This is a genomic window from Streptacidiphilus jeojiensis (genome assembly GCF_042510965.1).
Classification (GTDB): Bacteria; Actinomycetota; Actinomycetes; order Streptomycetales; family Streptomycetaceae; genus Streptacidiphilus; species Streptacidiphilus jeojiensis.
Genome location: NZ_JBEUKS010000005.1, coordinates 133,021 through 156,723, shown reverse-complemented (window position 1 = coordinate 156,723; position 23,703 = coordinate 133,021). Strand labels below are relative to the sequence as shown.

Here is a 23,703-nt window from a genome sequence, read left to right as displayed (position 1 = left end):
GCCGGGGGTCAGGACAGGTCGAAGCGGTCCAGGTCCATGACCTTGGCCCAGGCGGCGACGAAGTCGTTGACGAACTTCGCCTTGGCGTCGTCGCTCGCGTAGACCTCGGCGAGGGCGCGCAGCTCGGAGTTGGAGCCGAAGACCAGGTCGGCGCGGCTGCCGGTCCACTTGACCTCGCCGGTGGCGGAGTCGCGGGCCTCGAAGGTGGTGGCGTCCTCGGAGGTGGACTTCCAGGTCGTGCCCAGGTCGAGCAGGTTGACGAAGAAGTCGTTGGTCAGCGACCCGGGGGTGCTGGTGAGGACGCCGAGCGAGGAGCCCTGGTGGTTGGCGCCGAGCACGCGCAGGCCGCCGACCAGGACGGTCAGCTCCGGGGCGCTCAGGGTCAGCAGGTTGGCCCGGTCGATCAGCAGGTACTCGGCCGGCAGCCGGTTGCCCTTGCCGAGGTAGTTGCGGAACCCGTCGGCGGTCGGCTCCAGGGCGGCGAACGACTCCACGTCGGTCTGGTCCTGGGAGGCGTCGGCGCGGCCCGCGTTGAACGGGACCTGGACGTCGAAGCCGGCGGTCTTGGCGGCCTGCTCGACGGCGGCGCCGCCGGCCAGCACGATCAGATCGGCCAGCGAGATCTGCTTGCCACCGGTCGCGGCGGCGTTGAAGGACTGCTGGATCCCCTCCAGCGTGCGCAGCACGGTCGCCAGCTGGTCCGGGCCGTTGACCTCCCAGCTGCGCTGCGGCTCCAGGCGGATGCGCGCGCCGTTGGCGCCGCCGCGCTTGTCGCTGCCGCGGAAGGAGGAGGCCGAGGCCCAGGCGGTGGAGACCAGGTCCGACACCGACAGGCCGGAGGCAAGGATCTGGCCCTTGAGGGCGGCGATGTCCTCGGCGCCGACGAGCTCGTGGGTCACCGCGGGCAGCGGGTCCTGCCACAGCAGCACCTCGGACGGGACCTCGGGGCCGAGGTAGCGCACGATCGGGCCCATGTCGCGGTGGGTCAGCTTGTACCAGGCGCGGGCGAAGGCGTCCGCGAAGGCGGCCGGGTCGGCCAGGAAGCGGCGCGAGATCTGCTCGTAGGCCGGGTCGACGCGCAGCGACAGGTCGGTGGTCAGCATCGTCGGGGCGTGGGTCTTGGCCGCGTCGAAGGCGTCCGGGACGGTGCCCGCGCCGGCGTTGTCCTTCGGCCGCCACTGGTTGGCGCCCGCGGGGCTCTTGAAGAGCTCCCACTCGTAGCCGAACAGGATCTCGAAGAAGCTGTTGTCCCAGGTGACCGGGGTGTTGGTCCAGATGCCCTCGAGGCCGCTGGTGATCGCGTCGGCGCCGACGCCGGTGCCGTAGCTGCTCTTCCAGCCCAGGCCCTGCTGCTCCAGCGGGGCGGCCTCGGGGTCGGGGCCGACGCTGTCCGCCGGGCCGGCGCCGTGGGTCTTGCCGAAGGTGTGGCCGCCCGCGATCAGGGCGACGGTCTCCTCGTCGTTCATCGCCATCCGGCGGAAGGTCTCACGGATGTCGCGGGCCGCGGCCAGCGGGTCCGGGTTGCCGTTGGGGCCCTCGGGGTTGACGTAGATCAGGCCCATCTGGACCGCGCCCAGCGGGTTCTCCAGCTCGCGGTCGCCGGTGTAGCGCTCGTCGTCGAGCCAGGTGGTCTCCGGGCCCCAGTAGACGTCCTCGTCCGGCTCCCAGACGTCGGGACGGCCGCCGGCGAAGCCGAAGGTCTGGAAGCCCATGGACTCCAGGGCGACGTTGCCGGTGAGGATCATCAGGTCGGCCCAGGAGATGTTCTGGCCGTACTTCTTCTTGACCGGCCACAGCAGGCGGCGGGCCTTGTCCAGGCTGGCGTTGTCCGGCCAGCTGTTGAGCGGGGCGAAGCGCTGCTGCCCGGCGCCGGCGCCGCCGCGGCCGTCGCTGATGCGGTAGGTGCCCGCGCTGTGCCAGGCCATCCGGATCATGAACGGGCCGTAGTTGCCGAAGTCGGCCGGCCACCAGTCCTGGGAGTCCGTCAGCACCGCCGCGATGTCCTGCTTCACGGCGGCGAGGTCGAGGGAGTTGAAGGCCTCGGCGTAGTCGAAGTCCTCACCGAGCGGGTTGGCCACGGCGGGGTTCTTGGCGAGGATCTTCAGGTTGAGCCGGTCCGGCCACCACTGACGGTTCCCGCCGCCCTGCGTCGGGTGCGCGGCGCGGCCGTGGGCGACCGGGCAGCCGCCCGCCCCGCCCTCCGTCTTCGCGTCTACGACGATTGCATCATGGTTGTCGGACATGGGATTCCTTCCGGACTGGACGGTTCACGAGTCTGCGGATCACAGCGCTCAGCAGCTGCAGGTGGGGCGTACCGGAGGCCTCTTGTCCCTTGGCCAGCGCCGGATCCGATCCTACGATGGACAGAGTCTAAGTCAAGAAGCCCGCCAATCCCACATCCGATCGGAACCCGGACATCCCTTGGTAAACTTCTGGCATCCCGTCGAACCCGAATAGGTGAAACCGATATGAGCGACCTGCTGGAGCGACTGCGAGGGCGCGGCTGGAGGATGACCTCCCAGCGGCGTGTCGTTGCCGAGGTCCTCGACGGCGACCACGTTCATCTGACGGCCGACGAGGTGCACGCCAGGGCCGTGCAGCGGCTGCCCGAGATCTCCCGGGCGACCGTCTACAACACCCTGCGCGAGCTGGTCACCCTCGACGAGGTCATAGAGGTCTCCACCGACGGCCGCGCCAAGCGCTACGACCCCAACGCCCACCACCCGCACCAGCACCTGGTCTGCTCCCGTTGCGGCACCATCCGCGATGTCCATCCGACCGGCGACCCGTTGGCCGCGCTCCCGGAGGAGGAACGGTTCGGCTTCACCATGTCCGAGGTCGAGGTCACCTACCGCGGGCTCTGCCCGTCCTGCGCGTAGGCCGTCCCGCCGTCGAGTCGAACTGTCCCGGATCGGGCGCCCCCGGGACAGCCGACACGCCGCAGCGTCCCCTCGGGGAGTGTCGGGCGGGCGTGGGTGAAGAGGCCACGCGACGGGCTGTGACGGGCATATGATCATCTGTCGTCGTAACCCGATGATCGATGGAGGGCCCACGTGTCGGTGCACCAGGAGCAGTCCACGACCCCGCCTGGCCCGGTCACCCGCGATCTGCTGGAGACCCTGGACGAGGTCCGCGACCGGACCCTCGCCCGGCTGGAGGGCCTCACCGACGCCGAGTACCTCTGGGAGCCGGTGGCCTCCTGCATGACGCTCAGGCCGGCCGCGGACGGTCGCTTCCGCGCCGATCCGAGGCCCGGGGCCGAAGACGGAGACGGGGACGAGGCCGGTCCTGCGCCGTTCACCACGATCGGCTGGCGGGTCTGGCACATCGGGGCGGACTGCCTGCGCAGCTACGGCCGCTTCTTCGGTGACGAACCGCTGGGTGACGACCGGCACCTGTGGCCCGGAACGGCAGCCGACGGCGTCGCGTTGATGGGCCGCGACTGGGCCCGGTTCCGCGGCCAGGTGGAAGCGCTGGGGGACGAGGGGCTGCTGCAGCCGATGGGTCCGCGCGCCGGCGCCTACAGCCACGAGAGCTACCTGCTGCTCGCGCTGCACGCCCTGGACGAGGTCGCGCACCACGGTGCCGAGTTGGGCGTTCTCCGCGACCTCTACCTGCACGGTTTCCAGGCCCGGCCGACCGCGCCGGCCTGACCCGCCCGCCGACACGGGGACGGGCGGCTGCCGGCCGTGCGCCGGCAACCGCCCGGTCGAGGCGTCAGTTCCCGCGGTCGCCGCGGAAGGCGCGCAGCATCGGCAGGGCGCGGTTGTCGAAGTCGAACGCCGCCTGGTTCTCCCAGGCGTTGCCCGAGGTGGGGTCGGTCTCGTCCCAGCCGTTGCCGGGGACCGCGGTCCAGGTGCCCTCCCAGTAGAAGTAGCCCAGGCCGCGGCCGCCGGGGACGGCGGCGACGGTGTCGGCCAGGGTGCGTACCCAGGCCTCCTGGCCGGACGGGGTCGCCGGGAAGCCCTCGACCAACTCGTCGGCGGAGTCGATCATGTTGGCGAGTGCGTCCTTGCTGTCCAGGCGGAACGGATAGCCGGTCTCGGCGACCAGGACGTCCTTGTCGTAACGGGCGGAGACGTCGGCCAGGTTGGCCGCCAGCCCGGTCAACGGGCCGTGCCAGTACGGGTAGTAGGAGGCGCCGATGACGTCGAAGGGCACCTCGTAGGACACCGCGTTGTCGAACCACCAGCGGTACAGGCCGTTGTCGCCGCCGTTGGCCAGGTGCAGCACGATCCGGGTGCGCGGCGAGACGGCGCGGGCCGCGGCGATGCCGGACTTCAACAGGGCCGCCAGCTGCTCCCAGTGGTTCCAGTCGCCGTCCGGCCAGAGCATCCCGCCGTTGAGCTCGTTGCCGATCTGGGCCAGGGCGGCCGGGGTGCCCTGTGCGGCGAGTGAACCCAGGACGTCGGCGGTGTGGTCGTGGACCGCCTGCTTCAGGCCGTCGAGGTCGTAGCCGGCCCAGGCCGCGGGCTTGAACTGCTTGCTGGGGTCGGCCCAGGTGTCGGAGTAGTGGAAGTCGACCATCAGCCGCACGCCGGCCGCGTGCAGGCGCCGGGCGATCGGCAGGATGCGGCGCTTGGTGTTGTAGCCGTCCGCCGGGTTGACCCAGACCTTCAACCGGGCGTGGGTCAGGCCGGCCCCGGCCAGGACGCGTATCGCGTCGCCCCTCCGGCCGTCGGGGTAGCGGTAGACGCCGCCCAGCGCCTCGCTCTTGGCGAGCGAGGAGATGTCCATTCCGCGAATGCGCAACCCGCTGCCGTCCGCCGCCCCTGTTCCGGCGGCTGCGGCGCGGGTGGCCGCGAGCGCGGCGTCGGGGAACGCCAGCGGGAGCGTGGTCGCGGCGGCGGCTGCCGCCACCGCCTTGATCATGGTGCGTCGTTGCACGACGGTCCTTTCATCGCCAGAGGATCGCGTAAGTCTGCGTGTTTCCTTGATTGTTTTTCAAACAAGGTGCAACAGATCCAAACGGAAGCTTGGGGCTGGCAATGGCCGGGGTCAAGAGCGGAGCGTGACCATTTTCGGCACAGTCGTGCACAGTCCGTGCACGCCGCCGTGCACAGCCGCCGCCCCGGCGGCCCCGGCGGCCGGCGCCCGACGGCAACCGCCCGGCCCGACGTCGATGCGTCGGACCGGGCGGCGGTGTGCTGCGTTGCTGACGGGGGATCAGCTGCTGTGGGAGACGGTCAGGCCGTAGAAGGCGACCCGGGCTCCGTTGGTGGTGCTGTTGGAGGACGACTGGTTGTAGGAGCCGGCCTTGAAGTACTGCTTGTAGACGTCGAAGGAGGACGGGATGGCGTAGTGCGTGGTGGTGCCGTTGACCGTCAGATTGATCGTGTTGCCGCCGGAGACGCCGAGCACGTAGCTCCAGGTCTTGCCGATCGACACATTGCCGACAGTGTGCGTGGTCTGGCCGCCGGAGGGGGAGTTCTCGGTGCCGACCACGATGTCGCCGTTGGAGTGGTAGTAGAGCTCTACCAGCGGCTTGGTGGACGAGCCGCCGCTGCCCAGGTGGATCTGCCCGACGCAGACGTTCGACGTCACGGAGACCACGCGCAGGGTGGCGCTCAGCTTGTGGGTGCCGCTGAGCGCCCAGTCCGCGGCGGTGCCGTTGGAGTTCATCTCGCGCAGCTCGGAGCGGGCGTAGTTGGAGTTGGGGGTGGTGACACCCTTCTCCGGGGCCCAGAAGGTCATCGCGCCGTCGCGGGTGTCGGTGTAGAAGTAGGAGTCCTGGTAGCCGTTGGCCCCCTGCAGCTCCGAGGACGGGATGGTGGTCGGCGAGCCGGGGGAGCCGACCGGCTCCTGCAACTCCCACACCGACAGGTTGAAGTTGCCGCCGGGCGCGACCGTGGGGGAGGCGGCGTTGGCGCTGGTGCCCAGCAGGGTGATGGTGCCGGCTATGCCCATGGCGGTCGCCGTGGCGAGGATCTTGGAGCGGGTTTTCACGTGGGGGTTCCTTCCGCTGCCTGGACCTTGTTCATATACATGAACTAGGTCTAGTCCAATGGTGCGTCAGTTCTGGATAGTACGGACGCACCGCCCCGCCAACAATCCTTTCCGTAGACGGAATTGATATATGCAGGTCAAAAGGTTCACATGGGGAAGGGAAGGTGGTTGCCAGAGGTGTCGTGGCTCTGCGCGGCTGTTCCGTCGTGTGCACCCTGACGGAAGCTAGCGGTTCACAAACGTGAACCGCTGCTGGGATCCTGAAGCAGTTCGGTGCGCTCCTGCTGCCACCGCTCCAGCAGTTGTGGCAGCTCGCGCCGCAGGAACGCGAAGAAGGCCATCGACTCCTTGAGTCGTTCCCCGGCCGGACTGTCCGTGCCGAGCAGGGCGACCCCTTCGCCCATGCTCGACTCCCAGCGCAGGAGCACCTGGTCGCGGCGGAGCATGGTCTCGTGCCATCCGTCGGCCAGCACCCGGTAGCGGTCCCGGCGCGAACCGGGGTCGCGCTCGCGGGTGGCCAGGCCGACCTGGGTCAGATAGCGGACCGCCCCGGAGACCGCGGCCGGGCTGATCTCCAGCAGTTCGGCGAGTTCCAGTGAGGTCAGCCGGCCCGAGTCGCTGGACAGCAGGGCCGCGAACACCCGTGAGGGCATCCGCGGGATGCCGCTGTCGCTGAGCACGCCCGCGAACCGCTCGATGAATCCGCGCAGCATGGTGGTGTGGTCGTCTGCCTCGTCGCTCGCCATGGCCCTACCGTATCCGGTATTAGCAGTTTCATAACATTCACAGAATTGTAAAAGTGGTGTAGCTTCGAGCCATGACAACGTCGATCTCCCCGGCGGTCTCCGTATCCGGGCTGGTCAAGACCTTCGGGCGGACCCGCGCGCTGGACGGCCTGGAGCTGGAGGTCGCCCGCGGCGAGGTGCACGGCTTCCTCGGGCCCAACGGAGCCGGCAAGTCCACGACCATCCGGGCGCTGCTCGGTCTGATCCGCGCCGACTCCGGCACCATGCGGATGCTGGACCGGGACCCCTGGCGCGACTCGGTCGCGCTGCACCGCCGACTCGCCTACGTGCCGGGCGATGTGACGCTCTGGCGCAACCTCACCGGCGGCGAGGTGATCGATCTGCTGGGACGGCTCCGCGGCGGTCTGGACGCCGGCCGGCGGGCCGCGCTGCTGGACCGCTTCGAGCTCGACCCCACCAAGAAGGGCAACGCCTACTCCAAGGGCAACCGTCAGAAGGTGGCCCTGGTGGCCGCGTTCGCCTCGGACGCCGAGCTGCTGATCCTGGACGAGCCCACCTCCGGTCTCGACCCGCTGATGGAGGAGGTCTTCCGGGGCTGCGTGGCCGAGGAGCGGGACCGGGGCCGAACGGTGCTGCTGTCCAGTCACATCCTGTCCGAGGTAGAGGCGTTGTGCGACCGGGTGAGCATCATCCGGGCCGGGCGCACGGTGGAGAGCGGTTCGCTCGCCGAGCTGCGCCACCTAACCCGGACCTCCGTGGAGGCCGAACTGGCCACCGCCCCGGAGGGATTGGACCGACTGCCCGGTCTGCACGGGCTGGACCTCGGGCCCAGCGACGGCGGCACCGGCGAGGGCGGCACCGGCGACAGCACTGCCGTCCGGCTGCGCTGCCAGGTGGACACCGACCGGCTGGACGGCCTGATCCGCGTCCTGTCCGCCGCCGGGATCCGCACGCTGACGAGCCGTCCGCCCACGCTGGAGGAGCTGTTCCTGCGCCACTACGAGCAGGTGCGGTCATGACCGCAGGTCTCGGCGAGCTGCTGCGGCTGGCCCTGCGCCGGGACCGGATCATGCTGCCGGTCTGGATCTACGCGTTGATCGGCTCGGCGGCCAGCACCCTGGTCTCGATCCGCCGCCTCTACCCGGACGACGCCTCCCGGGACCGGCTCGCGCAGAGCATCAACGGCAACCCGTCGCTGCGCGCCCTCTACGGGCCGGTGTACGACGCCCACAGCGTGGGTGCGCTGACGGCCTGGCGGATCCTGCCCTACGGGGGCCTGATGATCGGCCTGCTGTGCGTGCTGCTGGTCACCCGTCACACCCGGGCCGAGGAGGAGTCGGGACGGATGGAGCTGGTCGGCGCGGGGGCGGTCGGCCGGGCGGCGCCGCTGGCCGCCGCCCTGGGCACGGCGCTGGCCGCCTGCGTCACCGTGGCGCTGGTCGTGCCACTGCTGATGATCGCCTTCGGCGAGGCAGCCGCCGGCTCCTTCGCCTTCGGGCTCGCCTACGCCGGCACCGGCCTGGTCTTCGCCGGCGCCGCCGCACTGGCGGCCCAGGTCACCGCCACCGCGCGGGCGGCCAACGGCATCGGCGGGGCGCTGCTCGGTCTGGCCTTCCTGCTCCGTGCCTGCGGTGACGCCGCCGGGAGCAGCGGCCCCGAATGGCTGGTGTGGCTCTCCCCGCTGGGCTGGGCCGAGCGGGTCCGGCCCTACGCCGACACCGCCTGGTGGCTGCCCGCGCTGATGCTGGCGGCGTTCCTGGTCCAGGTCGCCGGCGCGTACCTGCTGGCGTCGCGGCGCGACCTGGGCAGCGGGCTGCTCCCGCAGCGCCCCGGTCCGCCGGTCGGCGCGCCCGCGCTGCGCAGCGCCTACGCCCTCGGTCTGCGGCTGCAGCGCGGCAGCCTGTACGGCTGGACGGCGGCGTTCCTCGCCGCCGGGCTGGTCTTCGGCGGCATCAGCCAGGGCATCCGGCAACTCCTGGAGGGCAGCGGCTCGGTGCAGCGGGTGCTGGAGCGGATGGGCGGCACCCAGGGGGCGGTCGACTCCTATCTGTCCACCATGACCAGCACCTTCGCCATGGTCGCCGCCGTCTACGCGGTGCAGACCGTGCTCCGGCTGCGTAGCGAGGAGACCGGCGGCCGGGCCGAACCGGTACTGGCCACCGGCGTGTCCCGGCTCAGCTGGGCCTGGAGCCATCTGGTCTACCCGCTGCTCGGCTCGGCCGTGCTGCTGGCGGCCGCGGGCCTCGGCCTGGGGCTGGGCACCGGCGCGGTACTGGGGGACCTGGGCGGCTGGACCTGGCGGCTGCTGGGCGCGGCGCTGGTGCAGCTGCCCGCGGTCTGGGTGTTCGCCGGGGCGGCCCTGGCGCTGTTCGGACTGCTGCCCCGATGGACCGCCGCAGCCTGGGGCGTGCTCGGTGCGCTGCTGTTCATCGCCTACCTGGGACCGCTGCTGAGCGCCGGTCAGTGGCTCCTGGACCTGACGCCGTTCACCCATGTGCCGCGGCTGCCCGGCGGCACGGTCACGCTGCAGCCGCTGCTGTGGCTGACGCTGGTGACCGTGGCGCTCGGCGGCGCGGGCCTGACCGGCCTGCGCCGCCGGGACCTGGGCTGAACTGGCGGCTGGGCTGAACCGGAGGCTGGGCAAGGGCGGCTGACGGCCGGTCAGCCAGCCCTTCCGTCAGAGCCGGTCGGCCGCGTCGCGTCCGGCGGCGCGTCCGGAGAACAGGCAGCCGCCGAGGAAGGTGCCCTCCAGCGCGTTGTAGCCGTGCACCCCGCCGCCGCCGAAGCCGGCCACCTCACCGGCCGCGTACAGGCCGTCGATGGGGGCGCCGTCCGCGCCCAGCGCCCGGGACTGCAGGTCGGTCTGGATGCCGCCGAGGGTCTTGCGGGTGAGGATGTGCAGCTTGACGCCGATCAGCGGTCCGGCGGCGGGGTCCAGGATCCGGTGCGGGGATGCGGTGCGCCCGATCCGGTCGCCGAGGTAGCGGCGGGAGTTGCGGATGCCCTGGACCTGGGAGTCCTTGCTGTAGGGGTTGGCGATCTGCAGGTCGCGGGCCTCGATCTGGGCGCGGACGGCATCGGCCTTCAGCAGCGGCTCGTCGGTGAGCGCGTTCATCTTCGCCACCAGCTCGTCGAGGGTGTCGGCGACGACGAAGTCCGCACCGTGCTGCTTGAACGCCTCGACCGGCGCGGGGGCGCCCTTGCCGAGCACCCGGGAGCGCAGGAACGCCCGGCGGTCCTTGCTGGTGATGTCGGGGTTCTGCTCGGAGCCCGACAGCGCGAACTCCTTCTCGATGATCTTCTGGCTGAGGATGAACCAGGAGTGGTCGTACTGGGCGATGGACTCGGTGGTGCGCAGGTGGCGCAGCGTGCCGAGGGTGTCGTAGCCGGGCAGGCAGGGGTCCGGCAGGCGGCGTCCGAGGGCGTCGAACCACATCGACGAGGGGCCCGGCAGGATGCGGATGCCGTGGCCGGCCCAGATCGGGTCCCAGTTCTGCACGCCCTCGGTGTAGTGCCACATCCGGTCCCGGTTGACCAGGCGGACCCCGGCCTCGGCGCTGATGTCGAGCATCCGTCCGTCGACGTGCGCGGGCACGCCGGTGACCATGCTGCCCGGCGGGGTGCCCATCCGCTCCGGCCAGTAGCGGCGGACGATGTCGTGGTTGCCGCCGATGCCGCCGGTGGTGACGATGACCGCCTGCGCGCTCAGCTCGAACTCCCCGACCGCGTCCCGGTTGGAGGCGACCCCGCGGGCCGAGTCGTCATCGGCGAGCAGGGTGCCGCGCACGCCGGTGGCCTGGCCGTCGGTGACCAGCAGTGCGTCGACCTGGTGGCGGTGGTGGAAGGTGAGCAGGCCGTTCGCGGCGGCCCGCTGCGCCGAGGCGACGAACGGCTCGACCACCCCGGTGCCGGTGCCCCAGGCGACGTGGAAGCGCGGGACGGAGTTGCCGTGCCCGTCGGCGCGCAGATCGCCGCGCTCGGCCCAGCCGACGGTCGGCAGGAAGCTGATGCCGTGTCCGGTCAGCCAGGAGCGCTTCTCCCCGGCGGCGAACTCCACGTAGGCGCGGGCCCAGCGGACGGCCCAGGAGTCCTCGTCGTCCAGCCGGTCGAAGCCGGCGCTGCCCTGCCAGTCGCTCCAGGCCAGTTCGAGCGAGTCCTTCACGCCCAGGCGGCGCTGCTCGGGGGAGTCGACCAGGAACAGCCCGCCGAAGGACCAGAACGCCTGGCCGCCGAGGTTGGCGGCGTTCTCCTGGTCCAGCAGGGCGACCCGCTTGCCCCGACTGGTCAGCTCGTGTGCGGCGACGAGTCCGGCCAGTCCGGCTCCGACGACGATGACGTCAGCGTCCATGGGGATCGATTCCTTCTGTGCAGGTGGGCGGGCTGGCAGGGGGTCAGTCTCCACACCCGGACGCCTCCACTGCAACCCCGGGCCGCTGCGCGCACAGGGCGCGGACAGGTTCTGTTAGCGTTCACATGTCTGCCTGTTCATATGTCCCACCCGGTGCGTACCACCGGGCTTCACGCTCCTGCCGCAGACTCCCATCGACCTGGAACGGCGAGTGGGACCCTCAACCGGCGGAGATGGACTTGAAGACCCAGAGCAGCGTGAACCGGCGCGGATTCATCAGAAACGCGACCGGTGCCTCGATCGGCCTGTTCGCGGCCCCGACCGCGTTGAGCTGGCTGGTGCTCCCGCAGAAGGCGGAAGCGGCGGTGACGCCGGTCAAGGCGCTCGCCTTCGTCGACACCTACACCACCAACACCAGCGCCGACCTGACCGTGACGGGCAACGCCGGGGTCCGCGCCCTGTCCGGGATGGACCGGCTCTGGAAGACCGGCACCGCCTGGAACACGGGAGCGCCGGCGGCGGACGCCGCCGACATCCTGCGCGCCAACATGCGCTACTGCGCCAGGATCACCGGGTCGCGCACCGACGCCGAGGCGCGCGAGGCCTTCATCTACGACCGGCAGGACCAGAGCTACGCCTCGATCGGCGGCCTCGGACCGCTCGCCGACCTGTACCGCACCGGCGCCAAGGCGGTCACCTCCATCACCTCCGCGCCCGACGGGACCCCGGCCACCCTGATCAACGAGGGCGTCCCGGCCGGCGCCCCGGCCGGATCCGCCACCGGCGCCGGGTCCACCACCTCGGACCTCGGCCTGGTGGTCACCCTGGTCAACACCCTGCGCGGCAACTACGCCTCGGGCAACCCCAGTAAGGCCGCCTACCAGTACCCGCGCCCCTGGCGGATGACCGAGGACAGCACGGTCGTCGACACCGGCACGGTCGACGCCTGGGGATTCCCGGTCTACAAGTCCGACGTGCTGGTGGCGCCGCAGCTGCTGCTGCAGCGCAGCACCACCCCCGCCACCGACGGCGGCTTCCCCAGCGGCCACACCAACGCCTTCCACCTGGCCTCGCTGGCCCTGGCCTACGCGGTGCCGGAGCGCTTCCAGGAACTGGTGGCGAGTGCCTCGAAGCTCGCCAACACCCGTATCACCGCGGGGATGCACTCCCCGGTCGACGTCATCGGCGGTCGCACCCTGGCCACCGCGCTGGCCGCCGCCACGCTCGCCGACCCCGCCAACGCCGCCCTCAAGGCGGCGGCCCGGGCCCAGGCGGCGGCGTACTTCCAGGCGCAGACCGGTACCACCGCCGACACCCTCTACGCCTTCGCCCACGCGGCCGGCGTGGACACCGACCCCTACGCCGACCGCGAGGCCAACGCCGCCGCGGTCACCCCCCGGCTCACCTACATCCTGCCGCGCCACGGCCGCGACACCCCGCTGACCGTGCCCAAGGGCGCGGAGGTGCTGCTGGAGACCCGGCTGCCCTACCTGGACGCCGACCAGTGCCGCGCGGTGCTGCGCAGCACCGCGCTCCCCTCGGGCTACACCCTGCCGGACGCTGACGACCAGTACACCGCCGAGCAGTGGGGACGGCTGAACCTGTTCGCCGCGGCGGACGGCTACGGAACGTTCGAGAGCGACGTGACCGTGGCCATGGACGCCGCCGACGGCGGATTCAGTGCCGCCGACGCCTGGCGCAACGACATCGACGGCTGCGGCGGCCTCACCAAGCAGGGCACCGGCACGCTCACCCTCTCCGGCGTCAACAGCTACACCGGCGGCACCACGGTGGCGGCGGGCGTGCTCACGGCCGCCTCGCACCAGGCCCTCGGCCACGGGGACGTGCGGGTCGACGGCGGCACGCTGCGGCTCCAGCCGAACCGCGGCGGGGTCGTCGTGCGCGGCAGCGTGGCCCTGGCGGCCGGCGCGACCCTGGCGGTGACGCTCCGTCGGGGCGGCTCGGCGGCCCTGGAGGTCTCCGGCCGGGTGGCACTGGGACGCGGCGCGGTGCTCAGCATCCACCTGGACGGCGTGGACACCGGGTCCCTCCGCGGCGGTGACCTCACCCTGCCGGTGATCGACACCCGCTCGCTGCAGGGCCAGTTCGCCTCGATCACCGTGGACGCCGCCGGCTACCGGGCCGTCCCGGTCTACACCCACCAGGGCCTCTCGGTCCGGATCACCCGTCACTGACCTCATCGGGGAGTACTGGTGACGTCTCGTCAGTACTTTCCATTGCTCGCGCAGCGGATGCACCACACCATGGCACGGCCGTGATGCATCCGCTGCGCTGTGTTGTGCCGAACCATGTGCCAACAGCGGTGCCAACCGCTGTGCCGAACCTCTCAGCACCCACCCTCGCATCAGGAGTTGACATGCTCACAAAGTCCATCCGCCGACGGTTCCGTCCCGCCGCCGTCACGGTCGCCGCGGCGGCCCTGGCCCTGGCTGCGCCGTCGTCGGCGGTCCACGCCGACGACCTCGGCTCGCAGACCCTGGCCGGAGCGACCTCGGTCGGGCTGCACAACACCTACAACGACAAGACCCCGTACACCTACCTGGCCAACGCGCTGGACTCCGGGGCGTCGCTGATCGAGCTGGACGCCTGGGCCAACCCGATCACCCACAAGTGGAACGTCAGCCACGACAACCCGCTGGGCAGCAACAACAACTGCGTCCAGGCCAGCACCGCGGCGGACCTCTACACCGGGGACCGCAACCAGAACCTCGACAGCTGCCTGGACGACATCAGGATCTGGATGCAGGCCCACCCCACGCACGGCCCGATCATGGTCAAGCTGGAGCTGAAGGAGGGCTTCAACTCCTCGGCCGGACTGGATGCGACGGAGCTGGACAGCTACGTCAAGGCCCACCTCGGCAGCCTCGTCTACACCCCGGCCGACCTGCTCACCAAGGCCGACGGCAGTCTCTACCCCGACCTCGACACGGCAGCCAGGGCCGACAACTGGGCCACCCGCGCCGCACTGGCCGGCAAGATCATCGTTGAGGCCATCCCCGGCACCGTCGAGCAGAGCCTCAACTCGTCCTCCACCTGGACCGATGTGGTCGAGGCCGCCCATCTGAAGAGCCTCTACGCGGCCGGGAACATCGCCAGCGCGGAGATCTTCCCCAGCGTGCTCAACGCCCAGACCGGCGACCCCCGCACCCGCTACAGCGACACCACACTGCGCCCCTGGTTCGTGGTCTTCGACGGCGACGCCGGCACCTGGGTGAGCGACGGCAACACCGAGTGGTACAACACCAACCACTACCTCGCCGTGGTGACCGACGCCTACGACGTCACCCCGGCGCTGAGCTCCTCCGCCCCCACCCTGGCCGACGCCCAGGCCCGGGTGGCACTGCTCGCCGCCGACGGCGCGTCCTTCGTCTCCACCGACTGGTTCAACGCCCCCGGCGACGGTGTGCTGGGGGAGGTGCTGGCCCGTGGCTGACGCCGTCGCGTCCCGCCCGCGCCGGAGGCCGGGGCGGCTGCTCACGGTCGGGGCGGCGTTGCTGGCCCTGCTCGGCTTCGGCCCGGTCGAGGCCACGGCGCATGCCGCCTCGGCTGCCTTGGCTGCCTCGGTCACCTCGGTGAGCGATCCCGCCGCCCTGGTCGACCCCTATGTCGGGACCGCGTCCAACAGCGACTACAGCTCCGGGAACACCTTCCCCGGCGCCGACGTGCCGCACGGCATGGTGCAGTGGAGCCCTGACACCTCGTCACGCCCCAAGGGCGGCGGCTACAACTACGCAGACTCCAGCATCACCGGCTTCAGCCTCACCCATGTCTCCGGGGTGGGCTGCGACGCCGCCGGGGACGTGCCGTTCCTGCCGACGACCGGCGCGGTCGGCTCCACCCCGGGATCCACCACCGCCTCCTTCTCGCACTCGGGCGAGACCGCCTCGCCCGGCAGCTACGCGGTGACCCTGGGCAACGGCACCAGCGCCGCGCTGACCACCACCACGCACGCCGGAGTGGCCCGCTTCGGCTACCCGGCCACCACCGCGGCCGATCTGATCCTGAAGTTGAACGACAGTCAGATCCCCTACGCAGCCTCAACGTTCACCGTGAACAGCAGCACCGAGGTGACCGGATCGGTGACCAGCACCGGCTTCTGCGAGGCCACCGACCCGTTCACGGTCTACTTCGCGGTCAGCTTCGACCACCCGATCACCTCCTCGGCCGCCTACAGCACCACCTCGGCCGGCCCCGGAGGCGAGACGCTCACCTTCGACACCAGCACCGGCAGCACCACCGTCGAGGCCCGGGTCGGCGTCTCCTACACCTCGGTGGCCGAGGCGCAGGCCAACCGTGACGCCGAGGTGACCGGCAAGTCCTTCGCCGACGTCGCGGCCGCGGCGCGCACCGCGTGGACCGGAGCGTTGGGCCGGATCACGATCGGCGGTGGGACCACCGCGCAGCAGACCACCTTCTACACGGCGCTGTACCACGCCTCGCTCTTCCCCAGCGTGGTCAGCGACGCGGACGGGCGGTACCGCGGCTACGACGGCGCGGTGCACACCGTGGGCAGCGGACACGCGGCGCAGTACACCGACTTCTCCAACTGGGACACCTACCGGTCCCAGGCGCAGCTCACGGCGCTGCTGGACCCCGGCGCGGCCTCCGACATGGCGCAGTCGATCGTCAACGACTACACCCAGGGCGGCACGCTGACCAAGTGGGGGATGGCCACCGGCGAGACCGACATCATGGTGGGGGACTCGGCGGTGCCGGTCCTCGCCGACTACCGGGCCTTCGGTGCGACCGGATTCGACACGGCGACCGCGCTGGCCGCCATGGTCGCGGAGCAGACCACCGACACCGCGGTCACCCCCGGCGTGACCTACCTGGACAGCTTCGGCTACCTGCCCACCAACAGCCTCTACGGCTGCTGCCACGAGTACGCCACCACCTCCACCCAACTGGAGTACGACACCGACGACTTCGCCCTGTCCACGTTCGCGGCCGCGCTGGGCGACAGCGCCACCGCGACCCGTTTCCGCAACCGGGCCCAGGACTGGAGGAACATCTACAACAGCTCCAGCGGGTACATCCAGCCGATCCACTCCAACGGCAGGTGGATGGACGGCTTCAACGCCAAGCTCATCACCAGCACCGCGAGCAACGACTTCGCCGAGGGCGACGCCTTCAGCTACACCCCGATGATCCCGTTCAACATCGCCGGACTGGCCACCGCCGAGGGCGGTTCGGCGAGCCTGGCGAGCTACCTGGACAGCGTGCTCTCCGGCTACCAGGGCCTGGGCAGCGTCATCGGCACCCAGTCCAACATGGGCAATGAGCCCAGTCTCGAACTCCCCTGGGAGTACGACTGGGTGGGGCAGCCGTACAAGGCCCAGAGCACGGTCCGCGCGGTCCAGGACCAGCTGTGGGCCGCCACCCCGGCCGGCCTGCCCGGCAACGACGACCTCGGCGAGCTCAGCTCCTGGTACGTGTGGTCGGCGCTCGGGCTGTACCCGGAGACCCCGGGCACGGCCGACCTGGCCATCGGCAGCCCGCTGTTCCCGCAGGCGGTGGTCGCCCTGGGCAGCACCGGCAGGACCATCACCGTCACCGCCCCGGCGGCCGCCGACGCCGACCCCTACGTCCAGAGCCTCACCGTCAACGGCAGCGCCTGGAACCAGGCCTACCTGCCCGCTGCCGACACCACCGCAGGCGCGGTGCTGAACTTCTCCCTGGGCGGTTCGGCCGTCACCTCCTGGGCGGCGGCAGCCGCCGACGCGCCCCCGTCCTACGACGGCACCGCCAACGGCACGGTGGCCGAGCCGACCGGTCCGATCACTGAGACGGCGACGGGCAAGTGCGTCGACGACAAGGGCTCGGGCACCTCCAACGGCACCGCCATCCAGCTCTACACCTGCAACGGCACCTCGGCGCAGAGCTGGACCCTGGTGCCGGACCACACCCTGCAGGTGCTGACCGACTGCATGGACGTCACCAACGGCGCTACCACCAGCGGGACCAAGGTCCAGCTGCACACCTGCAACGGCACCACCGCCCAGCAGTGGCAGACCGACTCCTCCGGCGAACTGGTGAACCCGGTCTCGGGCCTGTGCCTGACGGACACCAGCGCGGGCGCCACCAACGGTACCCAGCTCACCATCGCCACCTGCGCGGCGGGCACCGGCCAACGCTGGACGGTGCCGACGACGGGGTGACGGCGCAGTGACTGCTCGATGGCGGCAGGTGGTCGACGGACGTAATCGCGTCGTGTCACTTCGTGCACTTTTCGTAGTCATTCGACTACGGTGTGTGCTCGTGGCGCCCGCACGCATGTCCCATGTCCTCCGAGCAGGGCGCCGCCATCGAGTACGTCAAGGAGTCAGATGATGAAGCATGTCCTGCGCAGCGCCGTCGCGGTGTTGACCGCCATCAGTGCGTTCACCGCCGTCGTCGGAGTCGGCACCGCGTCCGCCGCCCAGACCGGCCAGGTCCGGGCGGCCCTGCCGGCCAGCACCCGGGTGTCGCCGGGCCCGGACTGTGCCAACAACGGCAACACCGACCCGTGCTGGGAGTACCAGACCTGGTTCTGGACCTTCGACAACTGCAACAACTACTTCAACGAGCACGGCTACGACCCGTCCCGCTACGACAACCACATCTGCGCGGTGTTCACCAACGGCGCCACGGTGGGACTCTGGCTCCACAAGTACAACGGCTGAGCCGGCCGACCGCCGCCGGGGACCGCGCCACGGTCCCCGGCGGCGGTCCGTCACGCGTCCTGACGTGTCGTCAACCGGCGCTGTGGGTGCGGGAACGGAAGGTGCGGCGGTAGGTCTCCGGAGGTACGCCGACGGTGCGGTGGAAGTGGCGGCGCAGCGTCGTGGCGGTGCCCATGCCGGCCGCAGCGGCGACGGCGTCGATGCTGGTGTCCGTGGTTTCGAGCAACTCCTGGGCGTGGCGGATGCGTTGGGTCAGCAGCCACTGCAGCGGGGTGGTGCCGGTCACCGACCGGAAGTGGCGGCCCAGGTTGCGTGAGCTCATCCGGGCCCGGCGGGCCAGGTCCTCCACCGTCAGCGGCTGGTCCAGCCGTTCGACCACCCAGGGGAGCAGTTCGGCCAGCGGGTGGTTGTCCTGGGCGGGCACCGGGGTGGTGACGAACTGGGCCTGGCCGCCGTCCCGGTGCGGCGGAACGACCAGGCGGCGGGCCACGGTGTTGGCGGTCGCCGAACCGTGGTCCAGGCGCACTAGGTGCAGGCACAGGTCCATGGCGGCGGCCTTGCCGGCGGAGGTGAGCACGCTGCCGTTGTCCACGTAGAGGACGTCCGGGTCCACCTGCACCTTCGGGTACCGGTCGGTGAGGATCCGGGTGTGCGCCCAGTGCGTGGTCGCGCGCTTCCCGTCCAGCAGTCCGGCGGCGGCCAGGACGAAGGCTCCGGTGCACAGCGAGGCCACGCGTGCGCCGGCGTCGTGGGCCGCGCGCACCGCGTCGACCAGGTCGGCGGGCGGCTCCCGGTCGACGTCGGCCCAGCCCGGGACGATCACGGTGTCGGCGCGGGCCAGGTGCTCCAGACCGTGGTCGGGCTCCAGCCGGAAGCGGCCGACCTGCACGGCGGCCGATCCGCAGAGGACGAGGTCGTACCAGGGGCCGCTGACGGCGGCCGGGGCCGGGCCGAAGACCTCGCAGGCCAGGGCCAGTTCGAAGTGCAGCATCCCGTCGGTGACGGCCAGCGCGACAGTGGTCATGTCCGGAATTGTACGGGGCATGGCGTTCCGGACACTCGTCCGGGGCGTCCGCTCCGGCCAGGATGATCCGAGACGGAGCGCGGTGGATCGGCTGAGCACGAGGAGAACCCATGGGATCAGGGCAGGCAGTGACGGTGTTCGGCGCGTACGGCCACACCGGGCGCTTCGTGGTGGCCCGGCTGCTGGAGCGTGGGCTGGTCCCGGCCCTCTCCGGCCGTGACGAGGGGAAGTTGAAGGAACTGGCGCTGTCCCGGCCCGGGTTGGAGCTGCGTCCGGCGTCGGTCGACGATCCGGCCTCGCTGGACCGGGCACTGGCCGGTTCGGCGGCCGTGGTCAACTGCGCCGGACCCTTCGCCACCACGGCCGCCCCGGTGATCGAGGCGGCCCTGCGCGCCGGGATCCCGTACCTGGACGTGGCGGCCGAGATCGAGGCCAACGCCGACACGTTCGCGCAGTTCACGGATGGCGCCCGGGCCGCGGGAGTACCGGTGGTCCCCGCGATGGCCTTCTACGGCGGCCTCGGCGACCTGCTGGCCACCGCTGCGATGGGGGACTGGACGGCGGCCGACGAGGTGCACATCGCGTACGGGCTGAGCTGCTGGCACCCCACCGAGGGGACCCGGGCGGCGGGCGCGGTCTCCCGGGAGCGGCGGGGCGGCCGACGGGTCCGGTACGCCAAGGGGAAGTTGGAGTACGTCCAGGACGCAGCTCCGAGGCTGGTGTGGCCGTTCCCCGAGCCGATGGGCCCGCAGGCCGTCATCGGCGAGTTCTCGATGGCCGACGTGGTCACCGTGCCCAGCCACCTCGACGTCCCGGAGGTCCGCTGCTACATGACCGAGGTGGCGGCCAGGGATCTGTCGGCCCCGGACACGCCGGCCCCGAGCGCCGTCGACGAGGACGGACGGTCCGCGCAGACCTTCCTGGTCGACGTGGTGGTGCGCTCCGGCGACAGTGAACGGCGGGCCGTGGCCAGGGGACGGGACATCTACGCCGTCACCGCGCCGCTGGTGGTGGAGGCCGTGGAGCGGATCCTCGACGGACGGAGCAGGACGGTCGGTGTCGCCTCGGCCGGCGAGATCTTCGACGCGGCCGACTTCCTCCGCGCGCTGTCCCCGCATGTCTCGCTGGAACTGCCCCGGTAGCCGGGCCGGTTCAGCCCGTACGGTCGGGCCAGGCGACGTCGTCGACGGCCAGCCACGGCTCGCGGGTCACCGCCGACGGGGTGATCCCGGCGAAGGCCGCGACGTCACGGTGCAGATGGGACTGGTCGGCGTAGCCGGTCTCCGCCGCGACCCGGGCCGCAGCCTCGCCCGCGACCAGGCGGTGCACCGCCCGGTCGAAGCGGACCAGTTGCGCGGCGCGCTTGGGCGGCAGTCCGATCTGCGAGCGGAACCGGGACCACAGCCGCTTGCGGCTCCAACCCACCTCGCCCGCCAGGTCCTCGACCCGGACCGTACCCCGTCCGCCGACGATCCGGCGCCAGGCCCAGGCCACCTCGGGGTCGAGCAACGTCCTTGCCCCACGGGCGGGTTCGAGGAGTTTCTCGACGAGGGCGAAGCGCACCTGCCAGGACGGGGCCTCGCTCAGCTGCTCACGGATCCGTCCCACCGCCCGGCCCCACACGGCATCGAGGGGTACGACCCCGTCCAACTCGGCCGGGGGAACGCCCAGTACCGCGCCCGCCACCAGCGGTGACAGCCGGAGCTGCAGGCACTCGACGTTCTCGCCGCGCACCCACGCCGCCCCACCGAACCCCAGCCCGAGCCCGGCCACCATGGATCCACGCTGCTGCCGCCCGGCCGCATCGGACACGACCGGCGGGCGCGCACCGAACTCCACCGCCACCATCACCGAGGGATGCGGAATCACCCGCTGGCCGACCTCGGCCCGGCCGCCGTCCCGGAAGCCGGCCATGCCGACCCCGGCCGGCAGGCGGGGCCGGATCGGGCTCACCACCTCCCAGACGGACACCGGCTCACGGCCACCGGTCTGCATGCTCATAGCCCCAGGATGCCCCGTCCGGTCGGAACATTCGTTCAATACCCGGAGACCGGCGGGCGCCACGGTTGGCCCATGACCATGACCACTGAGAGCCTGCTCCTCCCCGTCGAGGGAGGGGACATCCACGTACAGCAGGACGGCCCCCGCAACGGCACGGCACTCGTGCTTGTGCACGGACTCGCCGGGTCCTCGCACTGGTGGGACGCGATCGTGCCGGAACTGGCCGGGGCCCATCGGGTCGTCCGGATCGACCTGCTCGGACACGGTCGGTCGGCCAAGCCGGACGGTCCCGGCTACCAGGTCCCCGAGCACGCACGCCGGGTCGGCGCGGTCCTGGACCGGCTCGGCGTCGAGCGGGTCGTCGGGATCGGGCACTCCACCGGCGGCCTGGTCGTGACCGCGCTCGCCGAGGAACGGCCGGAGCTGGTGGCAGCGTTGGCGCTGATCGACACCGGGCCCCGGCTGGACGCCTTCATCTCCGACGGGTTCGCCGGGCGGCTGCTGCTCACTCCGGGCATCGGGCCGCTGCTGTGGCGGATCCGGACCGACGGCCTGATCCGCAAGGCGCTGAGCACGGGCTTCAGCCGCCCTGGCTTCGAACCCCCGCAGCAGATCGTGGACGACGTGCGGGGCATGACGCTGCACGGAACCACGGCCACCTCGCTCGGCGCCGAAGAGTACCTGCGGCAGGGGCAGGTCCCGGCGAGGGTGACGGCCCTGGGCAAGCCGCTGCTGGTCGTCTTCGGCGAGGAGGACCGCAGATGGCGGCCGTCGTCCGCGGCCGACTACGCGGCGGTTCCGGGTGCCGGGGTCGAACTGCTGCCCGGCCTCGGCCACTCGCCGATGCTGGAGGATCCGCAGCGGACCGCGGCCCTGCTCCGGCCCTTCCTCGCAGCCCATGCGCAGGACCCGGGTTAGGACCGCCGGCCATGGCTGTCGGCTCGGGGCTGTCGGCTCCGGGTGTGCAGCGCGGCGCAGGCGCTGGGGTCATATTGACATGCAATCGTCAACAGTTCGTAACCCGGGACCCCTTCCCCGCGTTCGTTCTACGCGCGGATACTGCGAGTCTACGCGCGTTTCACAGCTGCTGCACACCCAATCGCCAACGGAGGCACAGCATATGACGTCTGTTCACTTCGCCCGGGGCAAGGCCGCCCTGGCCGCCGCCACCCTGTTCGCCGCAGGACTGGCCGGGGTTGCGGCCACGGCGCCCCAGGCCCGTGCGGCAACGACCACGCACCGGGTGCTGTTCGACGACGCGCACGCCGAGACCGCGGGCAATGCCGACTGGATCATCAGCACCAGCATCCCGGACCCGCTCGCCCAGAACGCCAACCCCACCAAGGAGTCCGACTGGACCGGGGCGCTCTCCGCCTGGGGCGTGGCCCTGCAGAAGACCGGCCAGTACAGCCTGAAGACCAGTACCAGCGCGCTGAGCTACGGATCCAGCTCCAGCCTGGACCTGTCCAACTTCGACACCCTGGTGATCGACGAGCCCAACACGGTCTTCACCGCGGCCGAGAAGACCGCGATCATGAAGTTCGTCCAGGCCGGCGGCGGGCTGTTCCTGATCTCCGACCACACCGGCAGCGACCGCAACAACGACGGCTGGGACTCGCCCGCCATCATCAACGACCTGCTGAGCAACAACTCGGTCGACAGCAGCGACCCCTTCGGCTTCTCGGTCGACCTCCTGAACATCACCAAGGACACCCCGAAGGCCATCACCGACGCGAGCAACCCGATCCTGCACGGCAGCTTCGGCACGGTGACCGGCAGCAACATCTACAACGGCACCACCTTCACGCTCAAGCCCGCCGACAACTCCTCGGTGAAGGGCCTGCTCTACCGCACCGGCTACAGCGGTAACACCGGTGCCTTCTTCGTCACCAGCACCTTCGGCTCCGGCCGCGTCGCCATCATCGGCGACAGCTCCCCGTTCGACGACGGCACAGGCCAGGCCGGCAACAGCCTCGACGACGGCTGGGACGACCCCACCGGCACCAACGCCCCGCTCGCCCTCAACGCCACCGCCTGGCTCGCCACCGGCAGCGGCACCAGCACCGGCGCGGTCAGCCTGACCAACCCCGGCAGCAGCAGCGCGACCGTCGGCACCGCCACCTCGCTCCAGCTCTCCGCGAGCGACACCGCGGGCGGCACCCTCTCCTACAGCGCGACCGGCCTGCCCACCGGGCTGAGCCTGAACACCTCCACCGGCCTGATCAGCGGCACGCCCACGACCGCCGGCAGCTACTCGGTCACCGCGACGGCCACGGACTCCACCGGACCCAGCTCCTCGGTCAGCTTCACCTGGACCGTCTCCAGCTCCGGTGGTGGTGGCGGCTGCACCGCCGCGCAGCTGCTCGGCAACCCCGGATTCGAGACCGGCACCGCCTCGCCCTGGACCGCCGGCGGCACCACCGTCTACAAGGGCACCGCCGAACCCGCCCACACCGGCAGCTACGCCGCCTGGCTGGACGGCTACGGCACCACCACCACCGACACCCTGGCCCAGACGGTGGCCCTGCCGAGCGGCTGCTCCGCGTACACGGCCAGCTTCTGGCTGCACATCGACACCGCCGAGACCGGCAGCACGGCCTACGACACCCTCAAGGTCCAGGTGCTCAACAGCTCGGGCACGGTGCTCGGCACCCTGGCCACCTTCTCCAACACCAACGCGGCCGCCGGCTACACCCAGCACAGCTACAGCCTGGCCGCTTACGCCGGACAGAGCGTCACCCTGAAGTTCACCGGCGCCGAGGACTACACCAAGCAGACCTCCTTCGTCGTCGACGACGCGGCGGTCAACGTCAGCTGACGCAGTGACAGGAAAGCCCCGGCCTCAGAGCACCGCCTGAGAACACCGGCTTGAGAACACCGGCTTGAGAACACCGGCCCGTCCCGAACCGCCACCGGCGGACCGGGGCGGGCCGTCCGCCGTCCGCGGCTGAGAAC

18 protein-coding genes are annotated in these 23,703 nt (G+C 71.2%); 11 read left to right on the top strand and 7 right to left on the bottom strand.

Annotated features, from left to right (window positions below; all coding sequences use genetic code 11):
• Positions 1–8: 8 nt before the first annotated feature.
• Positions 9–2,243, bottom strand: coding sequence for a catalase/peroxidase HPI (gene katG, locus ABUW04_RS15675; RefSeq protein ID WP_380565247.1), 2,235 nt, complete (start codon positions 2,241–2,243; stop codon positions 9–11).
• Between the two features lie 225 nt (positions 2,244–2,468).
• Here katG and ABUW04_RS15670 point away from each other — a divergent pair, with 225 nt between their 5' ends.
• Positions 2,469–2,879, top strand: coding sequence for a Fur family transcriptional regulator (locus ABUW04_RS15670; RefSeq protein ID WP_030259339.1), 411 nt, complete (start codon positions 2,469–2,471; stop codon positions 2,877–2,879).
• Between the two features lie 174 nt (positions 2,880–3,053).
• A complete protein-coding gene (locus ABUW04_RS15665) occupies positions 3,054–3,653 on the top strand; it encodes a DinB family protein (RefSeq protein WP_380565245.1) in 600 nt (199 codons plus the stop codon).
• A gap of 64 nt (positions 3,654–3,717) precedes the next feature.
• On the opposite strand, the gene ABUW04_RS15660 is transcribed toward ABUW04_RS15665, so the two are convergent.
• The 3 genes from ABUW04_RS15660 to ABUW04_RS15650 form a co-directional block, all read right to left on the bottom strand.
• Entirely contained in the window at positions 3,718–4,887 is a 1,170-nt protein-coding gene (locus ABUW04_RS15660; RefSeq protein ID WP_380565243.1) for a glycoside hydrolase family 53 protein, read from the bottom strand.
• A 279-nt stretch (positions 4,888–5,166) separates the two neighbouring features.
• A complete protein-coding gene (locus ABUW04_RS15655) occupies positions 5,167–5,907 on the bottom strand; it encodes a polysaccharide lyase family 7 protein (protein ID WP_380565641.1) in 741 nt (246 codons plus the stop codon).
• A 272-nt stretch (positions 5,908–6,179) separates the two neighbouring features.
• Positions 6,180–6,692: a GbsR/MarR family transcriptional regulator gene (locus ABUW04_RS15650; protein ID WP_380565241.1), complete on the bottom strand. Its 513-nt coding sequence runs from the start codon at positions 6,690–6,692 to the stop codon at positions 6,180–6,182.
• 71 nt (positions 6,693–6,763) lie between these two features.
• On the opposite strand from ABUW04_RS15650, the gene ABUW04_RS15645 reads away from it, so the two are divergent.
• Together ABUW04_RS15645 and ABUW04_RS15640 are read left to right on the top strand one after the other, a co-directional pair.
• Positions 6,764–7,711, top strand: a complete 948-nt coding sequence (locus ABUW04_RS15645; RefSeq protein WP_380565239.1) for an ABC transporter ATP-binding protein — start codon at positions 6,764–6,766, stop codon at positions 7,709–7,711.
• The gene (locus ABUW04_RS15640) at positions 7,708–9,303 is read left to right on the top strand and encodes an ABC transporter permease (protein WP_380565237.1); all 1,596 of its coding nucleotides are present in this window, start codon (positions 7,708–7,710) and stop codon (positions 9,301–9,303) included. The genes ABUW04_RS15645 and ABUW04_RS15640 overlap by 4 nt, the downstream gene beginning before the upstream one ends.
• Before the next feature lie 66 nt (positions 9,304–9,369).
• On the opposite strand, the gene ABUW04_RS15635 is transcribed toward ABUW04_RS15640, so the two are convergent.
• A complete protein-coding gene (locus ABUW04_RS15635; protein WP_380565235.1) occupies positions 9,370–11,040 on the bottom strand; it encodes an FAD-binding dehydrogenase in 1,671 nt (556 codons plus the stop codon).
• 233 nt (positions 11,041–11,273) lie between these two features.
• On the opposite strand from ABUW04_RS15635, the gene ABUW04_RS15630 reads away from it, so the two are divergent.
• From ABUW04_RS15630 to ABUW04_RS15615, 4 genes are all read left to right on the top strand, one after another.
• Positions 11,274–13,235, top strand: a complete 1,962-nt coding sequence (locus tag ABUW04_RS15630) for a phosphatase PAP2 family protein (RefSeq protein ID WP_380565233.1) — start codon at positions 11,274–11,276, stop codon at positions 13,233–13,235.
• A gap of 182 nt (positions 13,236–13,417) precedes the next feature.
• Positions 13,418–14,494, top strand: coding sequence for a hypothetical protein (locus ABUW04_RS15625; protein ID WP_380565231.1), 1,077 nt, complete (start codon positions 13,418–13,420; stop codon positions 14,492–14,494).
• Complete coding sequence (locus ABUW04_RS15620) at positions 14,487–17,219, top strand: lectin (protein ID WP_380565229.1); 2,733 nt, start codon at positions 14,487–14,489, stop codon at positions 17,217–17,219. The genes ABUW04_RS15625 and ABUW04_RS15620 overlap by 8 nt, the downstream gene beginning before the upstream one ends.
• A gap of 168 nt (positions 17,220–17,387) precedes the next feature.
• Positions 17,388–17,723 (top strand): hypothetical protein, encoded by a 336-nt coding sequence (locus tag ABUW04_RS15615; protein ID WP_030259367.1) that lies wholly within the window; start codon positions 17,388–17,390, stop codon positions 17,721–17,723.
• A gap of 70 nt (positions 17,724–17,793) precedes the next feature.
• Here ABUW04_RS15615 and ABUW04_RS15610 read toward each other — a convergent pair whose 3' ends face one another.
• Positions 17,794–18,747, bottom strand: coding sequence for a helix-turn-helix domain-containing protein (locus ABUW04_RS15610; RefSeq protein WP_380565227.1), 954 nt, complete (start codon positions 18,745–18,747; stop codon positions 17,794–17,796).
• 110 nt (positions 18,748–18,857) lie between these two features.
• Here ABUW04_RS15610 and ABUW04_RS15605 point away from each other — a divergent pair, with 110 nt between their 5' ends.
• Entirely contained in the window at positions 18,858–19,889 is a 1,032-nt protein-coding gene (locus tag ABUW04_RS15605) for a saccharopine dehydrogenase family protein (protein WP_380565225.1), read from the top strand.
• 10 nt (positions 19,890–19,899) lie between these two features.
• On the opposite strand, the gene ABUW04_RS15600 is transcribed toward ABUW04_RS15605, so the two are convergent.
• Entirely contained in the window at positions 19,900–20,748 is an 849-nt protein-coding gene (locus ABUW04_RS15600) for an AraC family transcriptional regulator (protein WP_380565223.1), read from the bottom strand.
• Between the two features lie 72 nt (positions 20,749–20,820).
• Between ABUW04_RS15600 and ABUW04_RS15595 the strand changes: the two genes are divergently transcribed.
• Both ABUW04_RS15595 and ABUW04_RS15590 read left to right on the top strand, forming a co-directional pair.
• Positions 20,821–21,666, top strand: a complete 846-nt coding sequence (locus ABUW04_RS15595; RefSeq protein ID WP_380565221.1) for an alpha/beta fold hydrolase — start codon at positions 20,821–20,823, stop codon at positions 21,664–21,666.
• 202 nt (positions 21,667–21,868) lie between these two features.
• Positions 21,869–23,566 (top strand): putative Ig domain-containing protein, encoded by a 1,698-nt coding sequence (locus tag ABUW04_RS15590; protein WP_380565219.1) that lies wholly within the window; start codon positions 21,869–21,871, stop codon positions 23,564–23,566.
• The last annotated feature ends 137 nt before the right edge of the window (positions 23,567–23,703 follow it).

What these genes read in the sequence shown, in the direction of transcription:
- katG (WP_380565247.1), bottom strand. Translation starts at nt 2,243, where the DNA reads ATGTCCGACAACCATGATGCAATCGTCGTAGACGCGAAGACGGAGGGC.
- ABUW04_RS15670 (WP_030259339.1), top strand. Translation starts at nt 2,469, where the DNA reads ATGAGCGACCTGCTGGAGCGACTGCGAGGGCGCGGCTGGAGGATGACC.
- ABUW04_RS15655 (WP_380565641.1), bottom strand. Translation starts at nt 5,907, where the DNA reads ATGGGCATAGCCGGCACCATCACCCTGCTGGGCACCAGCGCCAACGCC.
- ABUW04_RS15650 (WP_380565241.1), bottom strand. Translation starts at nt 6,692, where the DNA reads ATGGCGAGCGACGAGGCAGACGACCACACCACCATGCTGCGCGGATTC.
- ABUW04_RS15645 (WP_380565239.1), top strand. Translation starts at nt 6,764, where the DNA reads ATGACAACGTCGATCTCCCCGGCGGTCTCCGTATCCGGGCTGGTCAAG.
- ABUW04_RS15640 (WP_380565237.1), top strand. Translation starts at nt 7,708, where the DNA reads ATGACCGCAGGTCTCGGCGAGCTGCTGCGGCTGGCCCTGCGCCGGGAC.
- ABUW04_RS15635 (WP_380565235.1), bottom strand. Translation starts at nt 11,040, where the DNA reads ATGGACGCTGACGTCATCGTCGTCGGAGCCGGACTGGCCGGACTCGTC.
- ABUW04_RS15630 (WP_380565233.1), top strand. Translation starts at nt 11,274, where the DNA reads ATGGACTTGAAGACCCAGAGCAGCGTGAACCGGCGCGGATTCATCAGA.
- ABUW04_RS15625 (WP_380565231.1), top strand. Translation starts at nt 13,418, where the DNA reads ATGCTCACAAAGTCCATCCGCCGACGGTTCCGTCCCGCCGCCGTCACG.
- ABUW04_RS15615 (WP_030259367.1), top strand. Translation starts at nt 17,388, where the DNA reads ATGATGAAGCATGTCCTGCGCAGCGCCGTCGCGGTGTTGACCGCCATC.
- ABUW04_RS15610 (WP_380565227.1), bottom strand. Translation starts at nt 18,747, where the DNA reads ATGACCACTGTCGCGCTGGCCGTCACCGACGGGATGCTGCACTTCGAA.
- ABUW04_RS15605 (WP_380565225.1), top strand. Translation starts at nt 18,858, where the DNA reads ATGGGATCAGGGCAGGCAGTGACGGTGTTCGGCGCGTACGGCCACACC.
- ABUW04_RS15600 (WP_380565223.1), bottom strand. Translation starts at nt 20,748, where the DNA reads ATGAGCATGCAGACCGGTGGCCGTGAGCCGGTGTCCGTCTGGGAGGTG.
- ABUW04_RS15595 (WP_380565221.1), top strand. Translation starts at nt 20,821, where the DNA reads ATGACCATGACCACTGAGAGCCTGCTCCTCCCCGTCGAGGGAGGGGAC.
- ABUW04_RS15590 (WP_380565219.1), top strand. Translation starts at nt 21,869, where the DNA reads ATGACGTCTGTTCACTTCGCCCGGGGCAAGGCCGCCCTGGCCGCCGCC.